The organism is Sporosarcina sp. FSL W7-1349, assembly GCF_038003045.1.
Taxonomy (GTDB): Bacteria; Bacillota; Bacilli; order Bacillales_A; family Planococcaceae; genus Sporosarcina.
The window spans coordinates 2,407,055-2,423,528 of record NZ_JBBOOK010000001.1; the positions used below are offsets into that span (position 1 = coordinate 2,407,055).

The 16,474-nt window shown below is 48.5% G+C and carries 11 protein-coding genes; 1 reads left to right on the forward strand and 10 read right to left on the reverse strand.

Annotation, left to right across the window (positions count from 1 at the left end; genetic code table 11):
- Positions 1-16: 16 nt before the first annotated feature.
- Positions 17-2,740, reverse strand: a complete 2,724-nt coding sequence (gene acnA / locus MKY41_RS11890; protein WP_340745218.1) for an aconitate hydratase AcnA — start codon at positions 2,738-2,740, stop codon at positions 17-19.
- Positions 2,741-2,897: 157 nt separating this feature from the next.
- Between acnA (MKY41_RS11890) and MKY41_RS11895 the strand changes: the two genes are divergently transcribed.
- Positions 2,898-3,767, forward strand: coding sequence for a LysR family transcriptional regulator (locus MKY41_RS11895; protein WP_340745219.1), 870 nt, complete (start codon positions 2,898-2,900; stop codon positions 3,765-3,767).
- Between the two features lie 56 nt (positions 3,768-3,823).
- On the opposite strand, the gene MKY41_RS11900 is transcribed toward MKY41_RS11895, so the two are convergent.
- The 9 genes from MKY41_RS11900 to MKY41_RS11940 form a co-directional block, all read right to left on the reverse strand.
- Complete coding sequence (locus MKY41_RS11900) at positions 3,824-4,435, reverse strand: RraA family protein (RefSeq protein WP_340745220.1); 612 nt, start codon at positions 4,433-4,435, stop codon at positions 3,824-3,826.
- A 129-nt stretch (positions 4,436-4,564) separates the two neighbouring features.
- The gene (locus MKY41_RS11905; RefSeq protein WP_340745221.1) at positions 4,565-5,611 is read right to left on the reverse strand and encodes an AbrB family transcriptional regulator; all 1,047 of its coding nucleotides are present in this window, start codon (positions 5,609-5,611) and stop codon (positions 4,565-4,567) included.
- Between the two features lie 24 nt (positions 5,612-5,635).
- Complete coding sequence (locus MKY41_RS11910; RefSeq protein WP_340745222.1) at positions 5,636-6,676, reverse strand: threonine aldolase family protein; 1,041 nt, start codon at positions 6,674-6,676, stop codon at positions 5,636-5,638.
- Positions 6,677-6,772: 96 nt separating this feature from the next.
- A complete protein-coding gene (locus MKY41_RS11915; RefSeq protein ID WP_340745223.1) occupies positions 6,773-7,447 on the reverse strand; it encodes a GntR family transcriptional regulator in 675 nt (224 codons plus the stop codon).
- Positions 7,422-10,169 (reverse strand): aconitate hydratase AcnA, encoded by a 2,748-nt coding sequence (acnA, locus tag MKY41_RS11920; RefSeq protein WP_340745224.1) that lies wholly within the window; start codon positions 10,167-10,169, stop codon positions 7,422-7,424. The genes MKY41_RS11915 and acnA (MKY41_RS11920) overlap by 26 nt, the downstream gene beginning before the upstream one ends.
- A 31-nt stretch (positions 10,170-10,200) precedes the next feature.
- Entirely contained in the window at positions 10,201-11,100 is a 900-nt protein-coding gene (gene prpB, locus MKY41_RS11925; RefSeq protein ID WP_340745225.1) for a methylisocitrate lyase, read from the reverse strand.
- Complete coding sequence (locus MKY41_RS11930) at positions 11,097-12,494, reverse strand: MmgE/PrpD family protein (protein WP_340745226.1); 1,398 nt, start codon at positions 12,492-12,494, stop codon at positions 11,097-11,099. Before MKY41_RS11930 ends, prpB begins: the two co-directional genes overlap by 4 nt.
- 18 nt (positions 12,495-12,512) lie before the next feature.
- Positions 12,513-13,649, reverse strand: a complete 1,137-nt coding sequence (locus MKY41_RS11935) for a PrpF domain-containing protein (RefSeq protein WP_340745227.1) — start codon at positions 13,647-13,649, stop codon at positions 12,513-12,515.
- Positions 13,650-14,204: 555 nt separating this feature from the next.
- Positions 14,205-16,406: a YhgE/Pip domain-containing protein gene (locus MKY41_RS11940; protein WP_340745228.1), complete on the reverse strand. Its 2,202-nt coding sequence runs from the start codon at positions 16,404-16,406 to the stop codon at positions 14,205-14,207.
- Between the last annotated feature and the right edge of the window lie 68 nt (positions 16,407-16,474).

Here is a 16,474-nt window from a genome sequence, read left to right on the forward strand (position 1 = left end):
ACGGAGTCGCTTTCACTCAATTTTGTCTCGCATTCTGATTGAGCAAATTCCGCAAGACTTTCCGCATAACTCCTCCATTTTGATAAGTTTCGATATCGACTGCATTATCAAGACGCACTATAGTATTAAAGATAAATGACGTCCCGTCTGCTCGTTCAGCCTTCATTTTAATCAACTCATTGGGCCGCATTCGATCAGATAAACCTACTGTAGAAAATAATTCTCTCCCGGACAGGCCCAATGATTGCGCACCTGTACCATGGACAAATTGAAGCGGGAGGACACCCAGCCCCACCAAATTACTACGGTGAATTCGCTCAAAACTCTCTGCGATGATCGCTTTTACCCCAAGAAGATACACCCCTTTAGCAGCCCAATCTCTTGAGCTACCTGTTCCATACTCCTTACCGGCCAATATTATAAGGGGTGCACCGACCTCTCGATATCTTGCGGCAGCTTCGTACATGGACATTGTTTCGTCCGTAGGCAAATAGTTAGTGAAGCTACCTTCCAAACCGGGAACCAATTTGTTCTGTACCCGAACATTGGCCAATGCTCCTCGAACCATGACATGGTGATTGCCACGCCTTGACGGATACGAGTTCAATTGCCCCCGTTCAACCCCTTGTTCGTACAGGTACTGACCCGCCAAACTATTGGCAGGTATAATTCCCGATGGAGAGAGGTGATCTGTCGTCACCGAATCTCCGAGGAAAGCCAATACCCTTGCTCTTTCAATTTCCTTTATTGCCGGAATTTCATCGGGCAAGCTGTCTAAAAATGGCGGCGGCTGAACATATGTCGAAGAAGCATCCCAATCATACAACTGACCTGTCGGGGTATCCAGTTTGTTCCAACGGTCATTTGCATTGTACACATCCAAATAGCGGGCACGGAACATTTCGGGCCGCAAAGCATCCGCCAGCAATCGCTGAACCTCTTCAGTTGACGGCCAAATATCGCGCAAAAAGACAGGCTGACGTTCTTGGTCTATTCCGATCGGCTCAGTGGCAAAGTCGATATCCACCGTTCCGGCGAGCGCATAGGCGACGACCAGCGGCGGAGAGGCTAAATAATTGGCTTTCACTTCCGGATGGACTCGGCCTTCGAAATTTCGGTTTCCGGAGAGGACACATGCTACGGTCAGATCATGCTGTGTAATTGCCTCACTCACTTCGGCTGGAAGCGGACCTGAGTTGCCAATACATGTTGCGCAGCCGTATCCGACAATATAGAAGCCGAGCTGTTCCAAATAGGAAAGCAATCCAGTCTCCGTTAAGTAGTCTGTCACGACCTGCGATCCAGGCGTCAAGGAAGTTTTCACGAATGCGGGCATTGTCAATCCCCTTTCCACCGCATGTTTCGCCAATAATCCAGCCATCAGTAAGACAGTGGGGTTGGACGTATTGGTGCAGCTAGTGATTGCTGCCAGGACAATGGATCCATTCGTAATACGCGACGTCTCTCCATTTTCATGTTGTATCACCACCTCTTTTTTCAACTGTTCTTCAGAGACCCCAAAGCCCCCATCCGCAACGGGTTTTCGGATAACTTCGTGAAAGGCCCTTTTCATCTTCTTCAAACCAATCCGGTCTTGTGGACGTTTCGGTCCGGCGATTGACGAAGTAACCGTAGTGAGATCTAATTCCACACTTTCCGGAAACTCGGGTTCTTCACTATGGCTGTCCATAAACATTCCTTGCACTCTGTAGTACGCTTCGATCCTGGTCAACTGCTCTTCGCGCCGCCCGATTGATTGCAAATACCGGATCGTTTCAGGATCCACAGGAAAGAATCCCATCGTTGCTCCATATTCAGGAGCCATATTGGCAACAGTCGCCCGATCCGCCACACTGAGGGAACGCACACCGGGTCCGTAAAACTCTACAAACTTTCCGACTACCCCCTGTTTCCGCAGCATCTGGGTAATCGTTAGTGCCAAGTCGGTGGCAGTCACCCCTTCCGATAGAGAACCGGTCAACTTAACGCCAACCACTTCTGGAACCCCGAAATAGAGGGGCTGACCCAACATTGCTGCTTCAGCTTCGATTCCTCCCACTCCCCAGGCAACGATACCAAGACCATTGATCATTGTCGTATGCGAGTCTGTTCCCACAAGGGAATCCGGATATAATATCGTTTCGCCATTCACTTCTTCGGAGACGATTACGGATGTTAAATATTCCATATTTATCTGATGCATAATGCCGGTAGCCGGCGGGACGACCTGCAAGTTCTCAAAAGCTTGCTGTGCCCATCTCAAAAAAGAGAACCTCTCCCTGTTCCTTTCGATGTTTAGTGTTTCATTCAGCTCCATTGCTTTCGGACTTCCATAAAAATCAACCGAAACCGAATGATCTACAACGAGGTCCACGGGGATGAGCGGGTTTACTGTTGCGGCATTCCCGCCTTTCAGATGAAGGGCATCCCGCATGGCCGCCAAATCTACTAACGCCGGCAGCCCGGTTGTGTCATGTAGTAAAATACGAGTCGGTTTAAAGGGCACTTCCTCTCGAGGATTCCGTTCAACCGACCAATTGGAGAGTTTTTCTATATGCGCTTCCGTGACTAGGCGTCCATCATATCCTCTGACGGCTGCCTCAAGCAGCACTTTGATACAATTCGGCAATCTGCTCACCTTTGTAAATCCGTAACCTTCCAATGCTTGGATGGAATAATACTTATATTCCTTCTCATTCACCACCAATCGCGAAATCATTTTTTTCGTATCAACGCTCACTTTGACATCTCTCCTAACCAATGATCTATCTTCAGCTTAAAGGAAATCTAGGTCATGGAAAAATACCATTCTTTCATTGCGCATGATCATCATTTGGAATAGAAGTGACGGAGTATTCTTTTCTATGCTATGCTTTGGTAAAAATGGAGGGGTTGGTATGAATGAAAGGGACTGGCTTATTATCCATACACTTTTTCAAGAGAAGAACATAACGAATACAGGAAAGGTGCTGTATATTTCCCAGCCAACTTTAACGAAGCGCTTACAGCAAATGGAGACAGAATTAGGGGTCAAGATCGTCAACCGCGGCGTTAAGGGAGTCCAATTCACTACTGAAGGCGAATATTTGGCAAAGCGGGCGGAAGAGCTATTGGAAACATTTCGAGGAATACGAGAAGAAATCGATAATTTCAACCATTATATTGCCGGCACTTTGCGCTTGGGCGTATCGAATTTCATTAGTAAATATAAACTTCCGGAGTGGCTTATCGCTTTCGGGGAGACCTATCCGGACGTCGATTTTCACATTGAAACCGGCTACAGCAAACAAATCAACCATCTTGCGTATCACCAGGACGTACATATCGGGTTCATCCGGGGAGATTATAATTGGCCTGGCGAAAAAGTGCTGTTATTTGAAGAAGCCCTCTGTATCGCTTCCCTGCATCCCATTCGTCTTGAAGAGCTTCCAAATATGCCAAGGATCGACTACCAAACAGATTCTCTTTACAAACACCTGACCGATAACTGGTGGGCGGAACGTTATTCACAAGCGCCCCTTACGAGAGTTACGGTCGATCGGGGCGATACGTGTAAAGAGATGGTCTTAAGCGGTCTCGGGTACGCCATCCTCCCTTCCCTTTTTTTAGAGGATGTTCCCCAAGTACATCAAGTCCCATTACAAACAAAGGAAGGACTTCCCGTGACACAGAAAACCTGGATGATTTATCATAAAAGTGCGGAGGAACTGCATGTCGTCAAAGCGTTTGTCGATTATATCAAAGAGTCGGCTTTACCTACTCCATAAGAAAAAAGGTGTCCCGCAAGCCGACCATTTGTCATCCTGCGGGACACCTCTTTCTCTCATCCCAGCATATTATCCAAGTATGCGATAATTTCATCCTGATTGCCTGATACTTTCTCCGCCCTCTGCTCATCTTGTCTCACTTTCTTCAGCGACTTTTTCAACACCTCTTCTTCCTTTGAACGGGGAATGACGACAACGCCATCCGCATCCCCTACTACAATATCTCCAGGATGGACGGTCACTCCGCCGCAAGATATGGGGACATTACACTCCCCTTCCCCTGCTTTCCCGCTTGCCGCGACTGTGGTCCCTTTACAAAATATGGGATAACCCATTTTTTTTGATCCTACAATGTCCCGAATGACCCCATCCGAAATAACGCCTTTAATCCCTAGCGTCTGCGCCATTCCGAGAATGAAATCTCCTGCAATCGCCCGGTACGTATCGCCTTTTGCGTCAATCACCAAGACATCTCCTGGTTGAGCTTCGCGTATCGCTCTCAATACTACTAGATTATCACCGATCGGCATTTTCACAGTAAATGCACGCCCGGCAACCCGGTACTCCTCCTTTAATGGTTTGATGGCCGCATCCAAATTATTAAGCCCATGTAATGCATCCGAGATGCAGGTTGTCGGAATTACCTGAAACTGTTTTACAATATCCATGATTCTCTCCCCTTGTTGCATATCACTTTACTTCTATACAAATTCATCCTATCAATTAGTTAGCCTTATAGAAAATTGCAATTCGTCATACTACGCTATTCGAAATTCGAATAGTGCGCTCCGTATTGGTTATTCATTCGATTGCAAGGACTCTTCTTTTTTGGATAATCGCCATTTAAATAGTTTAATAAGCCAAGGCAACAATAAAAACAAAATAACAACCCTCATAATTTGCAAACTTGCAACGATCGAAGGGGATAGCTGCAAAGCAACAGCAGTAGCGGACATTTCAGCTGCTCCTGCCGGCACGGTTCCAAGCAAGCTGACGGAGAAAGAAAGCTGGGTCATCAAGTGAAACAAATAGCCCGTTATAAAACTGAATCCCAAGTATAGACCTATGAGGCTGAATGCAATTTTTCCCACGCCAAGCAGCCGGACAAGAACTTGCTTATCGAACCTGATTCCGACCATGCTGCCGATAATAGCTTGTCCGATCCCAGTTACATAAGACGGCGGGGTAGGAATCGGTGTAATGAATGTCGAAATCGCAAAGCTGATGGCCATGGCAAAAAGGAGTGCCCCTCCAGGAAATCGGAATTTACGGTCAAGCCATAAGGTCAAGATAGTGACTACGGGGAAAAATAGTAGATGAGACAATTCCAGATGTGTCACCTGTCGAGTCGCTTCAACCACATCCGATTTATGGTATCGACCGAGGAGATATGGGACGGTCAACACAAAGAAGGTGATTCGTAAAGTATGAAAGGCTGCCACTATCCGATCATCCGCTCCGTATTCTTTGCTGATCGCGATAATTTCCGATGCGCCGCCGGGTAAACAACAAAAAAATGCGGTTGACCCGTCGACGCTGGATTTTTTATGAAGTAGTAGGCTTAAACTATATCCACAGAGAATAGTGAATAAAAGTGTGAAGGTAAATGGAAGCAAATAAGAACGTAGATTATAGATTGTATTCAAATCCAAACGCAGTCCGATATTGGCGATCACGAGGGACAAGGCGACTTTAAAAGAGTATCCCCCGAATTGCAGAGTCCCTCTGGTCACTCCCCAAAGAATCCCTGTGATGATGGAACCGAGGAGCCATCCGGCGGGCACCCCGATTGTCGACATCAAAAACCCTGTACTGATTGCTAGAAGCAGATAAGTAATATGCAAGTTTATTCTCCTCCGCTTTCACTCCTATTTCATTGTTAATATAGATGAATTCATAATGTCGGCTGCCTGTTCCACTTCCCTCCATGAAATGTCCTGATGGAAGACAAGACGCAGCCTGTCCGACGACATCGCTTTTACCAAGAGTCCCTTCTGTTTCAAAATATGTGCTACTGCCTCGGAATTCATCTTCGTATCCATGATTCGCATATGGACCATGTTTGTCGGATGTGGATAAGATTGCACAGAAAAGAGGGGATGGGGCTTCAATAACTGGACGAACCGTGTCGTTTTTTCATGATCCTCCCGCAAGGCGTCCACATTCTCTAAAGCAACCAACCCTGCAGCTGCCATGATCCCCGCTTGCCTCATCGTGCCGCCGATTGCTTTTCTAAGAACCCTCGCTTCCCGAATCCGCTCTTTGGTGCCACATAACAGCGATCCAACCGGCGCACCCAACCCCTTGGATAAGCAGAACATCACCGTATCCGTGGGGCGAGCCAGATCAGAAGCCTCACATTGAAGGGATACCGCCGCATTCCACATTCTTGCACCGTCTAGATGGATAGGGATTTGAAATCGGTCGGCCAACATGCAAATTTCATTTACTTGGGAAACAGTCAAGCAATTGCCTCCATAATAGCCATTCGTGTTTTCCAAGCAAAGCAATTTTACATCTTGTTGCTTGAACAGCCTTTCCAAAAAATCCAAGTTGGGCACCCCTGTTTTATTGGTCTCTATCGCCACTGCCGTTCTTCCGAAGAGATCCGGGGAAAAGAGGGATTTTTCCGACACTATCAGATGCGATTTTCGATCGAGTGCAACCAGATCGCCCCTTTTTGTAAAGGATAGGACTGCTATCACGTTGGCCATCGTTCCGCTAGGACAAAATAGCGCATCTTCCTTTCCCAATAGGGTAGCCGCTGTTCTTTCCAAACGGACAACCGTCGGATCCTCCCCTTTCCCATCTTCTCCTGTCCGTCCGTCATCGCCCAACTCCGCATTCATCATCGCCTGTCTCATTGCTGATGACGGCAATGTACCCGTATCGCTGCGCAAGTCGATCAAACAGACCATCTCCTTTCATTCCGTAAAAAAATCGTTGAAAAGAGGTACCTTTTCATTTGCACGGTGCCTTTTTCAACGATTGTTTTTTCTGGCAGGCTACGGTTCCAAGTACATTTCCACCGTTTCCTTTGCCACTTGAAAACGGCGACTAATATGAAGCCGCATTTCCGTCTCTACTTCATCCGGCTTGTTTTCCCTGATGAGCTTAATAATCTTTTCATGCTCTAAGATGGAAACCGCGGAAGAATAAGAAGGACTCTTCAGGCCGACTCTACGATACCGTTCCACCTGCGTATTGATTTGTTCCATGAATCGCTTGGCAGTCTGGTTTGTGCTAAGCGAATAGAGGACCGAGTGAAACTGGCTTCCATACATGATGAGATGCTCATTGCGCTGTTGCTCGGCCGATAATTTCATCAGTACGATTATATCTTCCAGTTCTTTCAGCTTCGGCTCTGTCATATTCAAGGCAGCCTCTTTGGACAGCAGACCCTCTAGCACTTCTCGCACCCGGTAAATCTCTTCCATCTCACTCAAACTGATTGGAGCGACGTGAATTCTTCCATTGGATTGTTTCACTAAAAGCCCTTCCAGGATTAACCTGTATAACGCTTGCCGCAAAGGGGTTCGGCTGACACTGAGGTCCTCGGATAATTGTTCTTCAATCAAATGCTGCTGGGGATCGTACTGCATTTCAATGATTTTCTTTTTGATTTCCTCATATGCGATATCACTCGTTGACATCCTATTCACTTGAGACGAACTGCTCATCTGAAAAATCCCTTTCGTTCTTTTCTAAAAATTGCTGCATGACAGTTTGCAAAATACCGCCGTTTGTATAATATTCCACTTCCACATCGCTGTCTAATCGTAAGATCGCTTCGATGCTATCCGTCTTGCCGTTCTTCCTTTCGACAATGACTGTCGCAAGTTGGTAAGGAGCGAGCTCTTTCTGATCCAAGCCGGCTATGGTGAACTCCTCCGTCCCATCTAGCTGCCACTTCTCTGCGCTTTCGCCTTCTTTGAATTGGAGAGGCAGAACACCCATCCCAACAAGGTTGCTCCGATGGATTCTTTCAAAGCTCTCTGCCAAGACTGCTTTGACGCCGAGCAGCTTCGTTCCTTTTGCCGCCCAATCCCGGGAACTGCCCGTTCCATACTCTTTTCCGGCAATGATCAGCAAATTCTTCCCAATTTTCTCGTAACGCATCGCTGCATCGTATACCGTCATCAGTTCATCGGTCGGCAGGAACTTTGTATAACCGCCCTCTTTCCCGTCCGCCAACTTATTGCGCAGCCTGACGTTGGAGAACGTACCGCGGATCATTACATGGTGATTTCCTCTCCGGGATCCATAAGAATTGAACTGGCCCGGCGACACACCCTGTTTTGACAAATACCGGCCTGCTGGGGAAGTGACACCGATCTGTCCGACCGGGGATATATGGTCGGTTGTGATGGAATCTCCCAAATACAGCAGGGCGTTCATCTTGTACATCGAATCCGCAGTTGCACTGTTTCGGCTAACTGATCCGAAAAATGGTGCCTTTTGGATATACGTCGAATCGGCCTCCCATTTATACAGGCTTCCTGTTGAAAAGGCAAGTTCATTCCACCGGGGATTTTCATATATATTTTCATATTGTTCCGCAAAGAGGGACCGGGTCACTGATTTGGATATGACTTTGTCGATTTCCTCTGTAGAAGGCCATAGATCCTGAAGATATACGGATCCGCCTTCAGCGTCCTTGCCGATCGGCTCTTTCATTAAATCTATCCCAACCTTGCCGGCCAAGGCATAAGCGACTACCAACGGCGGCGAGGCCAGGTAGTTGGCTTTAATGAGCGGATGTACTCTACCTTCAAAATTCCGATTACCGCTTAAAACCGAAGCAACTAGCAAATCATTCTCCTGAATCGCAGTCTCGATCTCCTCGTCAAAAGCGCCCGTGTTACCGCAACAAACCGCACAACCGTAGCCATCGATATAAAATCCGATTTGCTCCAAATACGCCAGGAGACCGGCCGACTCCAAATAGTTCGTCACCACCCGTGAGCCCGGCGCTATCGTTTTCTTTACATAGGATGGCGGTACGATCCCTTTCTCCACCGCTTTTTTTGCCACCAGCCCCGCAGCAATCATGACAGAAGGGTTGGATGTATTCGTGCAACTCGTAATGGCGGCCAGCACTATGTCACCCGTCCGCAGTTCCGTGCCGTGCTGCGGCAACTCAACCGATTTCTCCGCTTCTTCTTTTGCAAGTCCGTAGCCATTCTGATCGACCGGCCGGTGCAGCGCATCCTCAAACTCTCTTTTCATTTCCGAAGCAGGCACTTGATCTTGGGGCCTTTTCGGTCCGGCCAGCGTCGGAACGATTTGGGATAAATCGATTTCCAGCACCTCAGTAAAAGAAGGCTCTGCCATTTCCGCGGAGCGATACAAGCCTTGCGCTTGATGGTATGCTCTTGACAAATTCACGTGCTGCTCCCGTCCGGTTGCCTGTAAATAATCCATCACGGCTTCATCCATCGGGAAAAATGCCATCGTTGCTCCATATTCAGGAGCCATATTGGCAATCGTTGCGCGATCTGCCACCGGGAGCTGGGGTAAAGACGTCCCAAAAAACTCGACGAACTTTCCGACGACGCCGTGCTTGCGCAGCCGGCTCGTCACTGTCAAAGCGATATCAGTCGCCGTTGCCCCATCCGGCAATGCACCGGTCAACTTGACGCCGACCACTTCAGGGATGACAAGATGGAGCGGCTTCCCAAGCATAGCCGCTTCCGCTTCGATTCCCCCCACTCCCCAGCCAATCGTCCCTAATCCATTAATCATCGGCGTGTGAGAATCCGTTCCGATGACAGTATCCAAAAAGATCGCAGCAGACTCATTTTCTTTCTTTGTTATGACAGAAGTCGCCAAATGCTCCAAATTGACTTGATGAACGATGCCCGAGGCGGGTGGAACGACTCGGAAATGATCGAAGCTCTGTTGAGCCCATCGGACAAATCGATATCTCTCCTCATTCCGCTCATATTCCAAATCAAGATTATACTCGAAAGCCTCATCGGTGCCCGACTTCTCTACGATGAGCGAATGGTCGATGACGAGGTCGACGGGAACTTGGGGATTGATGTCTTTTACCTGGCCCCCCGCTTCATGGACCGCATTCCGCATCGAAGCTAAGTCTACAATGGCCGGGATTCCGGTGAAATCCTGCAAAACGACCCGGGCGGGCTTGAATGGAATTTCTTCTTTGCTCGCTTGGGTCTGTTGCCAATTGACGAGCAGGCGGATATGCCGTTCCGTAATATATTTTCCGTCAAATTGGCGGATGGCACTTTCCAACAAGGCTTTTATGGAGAACGGCAGATTTTCTGCATGCTTATAGTCTTCATAAAGAGCCAACCGGGACAGATCAAAATATTCATAACTTGCGCCGTCCACGATCATTTGGTTTCGAATGTCTTCTCTCACTTCAGAAAAATTCACTTTGTGTTGCACCTCCTATCTAGATCGGGGCTCAATCAGGCAAAACTGTTTTGGCTATTGAATTATCTAAGTTTTCGTAATCGAAATATTGAATCGTGTCGTATAGTTCCTTCCGTGTCTGCATATCGTCCAACGCCTCTTTTTGCGTCCCTTGTTCCGCAATTAATTGATACGCTTGCTCAATTGCTTTCGATGCAATCCGCAAAGAAGTGACCGGATAAATGACCATTTTGTATCCCCATTGTTCAAATTGGTCTGCCGTGTAGTATGGCGTCTGGCCGAATTCGGTCATATTTGCCAACAAGGGGACTCTCACTTCTTCTGCAAACCGTCTGAATTCCTCTTCAGTTTGGAGGGCTTCCGGGAAAATTGCATCTGCTCCCGCTTTCACATAAGCCTGCGCTCTTTCAATAGCGGCATCAATGCCCTCGACGCCTTTTGCATCCGTCCTGGCAACGATGACGATATCTGCATTCGCTTTGCGGGCCGCCATGATTTTTTGCACCATTTCTTCAATCGACACCAACTTTTTCCCATTCAAATGACCGCATTTTTTCGGCAGTTCTTGATCTTCTATCTGAATGGCCGCTGCTCCTGCCTCTGCAAGTTCATACACAGTCCTCGTGACATTCAATACACTTCCATATCCCGTATCGATATCGACGAGAAGCGGCAAGCCTGTCGCCCGGGTAATTTCTTTCGTCCGCGCGGCGAGTTCCGTCAAAGTAATGAGGCCCAGATCCGGAAGGCCCAAGCTGGCTGAAAAGGCCGCTCCCGATAAATACAAGGTTTGGAATCCTTGCCTTTTCGCCAATAAGGCAGCCATCGCATCATGGGAGCCTGGAATTTGAAGGATCCCTTCTTCACTTTCCAATAAGCGGCGCAGCCGTTGGATCGGATTCTCCATTTGCTCCCGAACGAGCCAGCTCATATTGTCACCCCGCTCTTCGTCTCCAACGATTTCACCAGTTCGGAATACACCTGAAGGTCCTCTAACTCATTCAGTATTTTTAACGCAGCTTGCTGTTGCTCTTTTGAAATGAATTTCTTCGTCAACCGGATGAATTTTTCTTCAACCTGTGCATCTGTAAAAGGATTGCCGCTATGGCCAGCAGGATGGACCACACTTTCCTGCAGTTGGCCTCCGTCTTTTAATGATACCGTGATTCTCGTTGGATTGCCGTCTGGATATCCAGCATTCATTTCATCCGTCACCTGAATCGTCATGAGCTTCTGGATGCGCTCCAAAGTCCGCTGATCGGCAAGCCGTTCCGCCGAGAAAGTATCAATGTCGATATGGCCGTCTTCCAATGCAGCCATGACGATGTAAGGCAAAGAGTGATCCGCAGTCTCTCTCGTCTCTGGTGCCCACTTCTCCTTATCTTTAGCCAAAATGTCATACGCCATCTGGAACGTATCAATATGGATGGACTCGATTTCGTCCACCGAACCTATTCTTTTGTGTAAAGAGAGCGCCGCTTCAATCGAACTTTGCGTCATATACTCGACTGCCCAGTTTTTCACATATGTTTTTAAAATGTGAGTAGGATTCGTGACGCCCTTGAACTTTTGGGCAATTGAGTCAGCATCGAGCATTCGATTAAGCATTTGATAATTCATGCCCATCGTTCCTTCGAATGGTTCAAAAGGCCCTTTCATCCCAACTTCAGCGAGACGTAGGGCAAACACGGCATTGCGCGCTGCATTGGCAGCCGCAGCCGCCTTCCACATGGAAATTTCACCATTTCTCGTCTGTCGCATTGCTCCATGGGGAACAACCGCCAGTGCAAAAGCCTGTTCCGTCTGCTCTTTAGTAAATCCAAGCAAGTTAGCGCCTCCCGCGACAGTAGCGACGGTAATATAATTGACATGGTCCCAGCCATTGGACTTCAAGCTTGCTTCATCACAGAAATTGACGCCGACTTCGTAGGCAACTGCAATTGCAGCAATCAATTTCTTGCCAGGCAATCCCCTTTCCTCGGCTAATGCGACTAAAGGAGCAATGACATCACTCGGATGCAGCGGTTCCACAGATAAATACGTATCATTATAATCCAGATAGCGGATGGCGGTGCCATTGGCAAATGTGGCGTATTCGACAGGGGCTTTTTTATCCGTACCAATGACGGAGGCCCCGGTTTCACTTGCTGACAGCTCGGCAAGCTTCCGGGCGTAAGTCGAAGCATCGAACTCAAAACCGGCCAGCAGACAGGCAAATGTGTCAATCACCCTTCTCTTCACTTCATTCACAACGGATTCCGATAAATTTTCATATGTTACATTTCCAACAAACTCAGCCAATGATGCAGTAATACGATCTGACATACAAATTCCTCCTCTTTTTCATTCTGTTATATATAAAACGCCTTTCATGATCCGCCTTGCGGTGCGATCCAATCCGACATATTCCACGTCCTGTCCATCAGTGGATAGGCGCACCCGCACTTCTGCGATGCCATCTGGATGGCCGATCCGGACGACATGTTCGCCGGGTGAGACGTGAAAACCTGAACAGGCATTGGCGACAGTGCCGGGGAGCAACACCGCGGCCGCGAGATTATATAGCCCGCTGCCTGCAAATGTCCGGTGGAAACGTCCCATCGATACCATTTTTGCGGTAATATCGACTTCTTCCTTGTGAATGACCATTCCGGATAAAGTCTTATAGTCCATCGGCGGTGAGACAATTGCCACCTTCGGAATGGCAGGCGCCTGCACAGCTTCCTCCTGATTGTTGGTCAATCCGGAGCGGATGGATGTCTCTTGCCGTATCCTCTCCAGACGTGCTAGGAGCTTGCCATTGGCGGATAGGTCCGTAAACACCTCTTCGGATGACAGGTTGAGTGATTCAGCAGCCGCGTAAGCAAATGGATTGACGACATCCACGACCGAAACCTCTATGATCTCGTCATCGACCAACAGCTTCGTGACCGGTCCGAGCGGCAAAGTGCGGCCCAGCTTGCCTCCACCTGGCTGCAAAATGTCGACAATGTACTTGGCACCCGGCTTGCGCAAGCCCGATAGTTGGTACGCGCCTTGCACCTTGGCCATTCCACGAGAAAGCGGAACTTGTAGCCTGATGATTTTCCCGATATTCGTGTTGTATGCGAAAACGGTGCAAGAACCGGCTTCTTCCCGGACATCGATCAATCCCTCATCCACCGCGTACGCCCCGACAGCAGCCATTAAGTTGCCGCACGTCCCTTTGTCGTCCACAACCTCTTCCCCGATGCCGATTTGATAAAAAGTGTAATCGATCTGTGCCCCTTGCACGGAAGCCGGCCCAATGACCACCACTTTACTTGAATGAGACGTCCCGCTCCCGAGACCGTTGATCTGGGACGGATTATAGCAGTCGACCCCTTCCATGAATATCTTGTCTCGCTGTTCAGGATCGGCAGGCAAGTCCTTTTCATTGAAAAACAATCCCCTGCTTGTCCCCCCCCTGTATACGACGCAAGGTACGGAAAACTGACTCATTTTTAATTCCCCTCCCTCTTCCTGTATAATTGTATACAATTAAACAATTTATTTCAAATATTTTTTTAAGATGGTGGATTTTGAACTATTGCAGGTTTGTTTTGAATTGGGACAATTGGGTTTCAAGGTTATGGGGATTCGTTTTGATTTGAGTGGGTTTTGCTTTTGAAGTCAAAGGGAAACGTTTTGGACTGGCAAATTTTTTGAACTAATGTAGACTTCTCCAAGTTCACCAAGAACATTTCGAGCTTTTAGAGGTACGTTTGAAGGTGGATGAATTTTGTATCGAAGTTCAAAATATATGTTTAAACTGTAGATTTATTCCAGATTCTACTGGATTCATTTCGAAGTTTAGCAGGAAAGTTTCAATGTTTCGAGGATTCGTTTCAAAGTAGTGATACTTTATTTCAAAGTATAGGAAAAATGTTTTGCATAACCGAAGCGACTCAAGGGGATAGCATCTGGATCTGGACGGGAACGCAAGGTTTAGAAGATTATCCATGATTTCATAATTAAAAATCCCCTTGCCACATCCAATCATGGCAAGGGGTACCCTCAAGCTTCAGCCGTTTCTCTTGAATAGCGTCTCGTAAACATCAAGGCGAAGTAGCCGAATGTGATGGCGAGACATGCTCCTGTGAAGGCGAGCAGAATGCCGTTGTTCGCCCAAAGGAATCCGATGTCACCTGTCGAGATGGCGCCTTTAAATGCTTGGACGGAGTAGGTCATCGGCAACAATGTGTTGAAGAACTGCAACGGTTCCGGAATCAATTCCAGCGGGAATGTGCCCGCGCTTGTGGTCAGTTGCAAGATCAACACGAGGATAGCCATGAATCGACCCGCGTCGCTGAAGAGGGAGACGAACATCTGGACGATCGCGATGAATGTATAGCTTGTGATAATCGCCGTCAAGATGAAGAGCGACGTGTTCTCGGTTTCCATGCCGAGCCCGAACTTGACGACCATCACGGCGATCAATGCTTGAATCAAACCAACTGCCGCGAGGACAGATACTTTGCTGGCGAACCAGCGGAACGGTCCGGTCGGCTTGATGGCTGGTTCGACGAGCGGGAAGACGATGGATAACAGCAACGCGCCGACGAATAATCCAAGGGATAGGAAATACGGAGCGAAGCCGGTACCGTAGTTCGGCACGTGGTTGATGCCTTCTTTGTCAACAGAGACCGGGGCGGCAGCCATTTCGAATGTTTTTTCTGACGGCTGTACTCCGCTTGCGGTTTCGTTCGCTTCGGCCAATTTTTCTTGAAGCGTTGATGTGCCCTCTTTCAATTCCCCAAGACCGTTCACTAATTTACCGGAGCCTTCCGCCAATTCTTGTGATTTGGAGGCGAGCGTGCCGGTTCCGGCCGTCAATGTGCCGGTCCCTTCTGTTAATTTCGCCAGCCCTGTGGACAAATCGGAAGAACCTTTCTGGGCTGCTGTGGCGCCGTCTGCCAATTTGGCCAATCCGGTCGCAAGTGCTCCGTTTCCACCGGCCAATGAATCGGCGCCGTTTACCAAGGCGGTCGAGGAACTGTTCAATTCATTCAAACCGGCCAATGCTTGGCTGCGTGCCGTGGCAAGTTGGTTGGCGGAGCCATTCAATTGGGCCGCGCCATCCGCCAAAGCCGAAGTTCCGGCAGATAGCTCCTGCATGCCTCCCGCCACTTGGGTGCTTCCTTGCTTTAATTCCTCAAGTGCGGCCTTCACCCCGGCTTGTTGCTCTTCGGGTAATGAGGCGAGGATCGGGGCCAATTGTTCGGAAAGTGATTTGACTCCGGAGTTCACTTGTTGGGCCCCGCCAGCTAAATCGGTAGCCGCCCCGCTGACGGATGCTGTTTTTTCATGTAAGTTGCCGATGGCTGCGTTGAATTCCTTTTCTTTTTGAGCAATTTGTCCGTAGCTGTCGGCAAGCTTGCCGACGCCCTCTGTGTATTGGGCGATACCGGATTGTAATTCGCTTGCTCCTGCCGATGCTTGTTCTGCTCCCGTCCGGAGTTCGGCGGCTCCCGTTGCGAGTGTCCCGATGCCTTCATTCAAATCTTTTGCACCGGTTGCCGCTTCGCGGGTTCCTTTCGCTAACTGATCGGACCCGTCGGCCAAGGTGACCGTGCTCGAAGCCAACTGTTCGAGATAGCCTTTCAAATCCGTGGCGCCTTTGGATAACTCGGCAGCCCCTTCATCAAGCTGGCCAGCTCCCTCGGCCGCTTCTCCAAAACCTTCCCCCATCTCAGAAATGGAGGCGAACAGTTTTTCCGAATAGGTGGAAGCCACTTTTTCATTCACTTCCGCGCGAATTCGGTCCATCGCAGTTTCCCCGATTTGGGCGGACAGGAAGTTGAATCCTTCATTCGGTTTATAGACGATCGTCAATTTTTCCGGATTTTCATTCAACAACGTTGTGGCGTGATCTGAAAAATTTTCAGGGATTTCAATGACAACGTAATAGTCCTGGTTTTTCAACCCCTGCTCCGCTTCCGCCTGCGAAACCTCTTGAAAATCAAACTGCTTGCTCTCGATCAGCTTATCCGTTAATTCCCGGCCGAGCGCCAACTGTTCTCCCTCCAGCTCGGCTCCCTCGTCGTTATCGACAATCGCTACGGGCAAGGAGGACATATTCGCATACGGATCCCAAAAAGCCCAAAGGAACATCCCTGCATACAACACAGGAATGAACAAAATAGCCACCATCGGGACAATCATTTTCCGCGTGCGCAGCAACTGCTTCCATTCCGCCCACGTCATTGTCTTTTTCATGTCTTTCTTTCCTCCTAAACCAATTGACCATTTCAGTCTTTCGGTCATTTTTAAATAAAAAAAGGAGT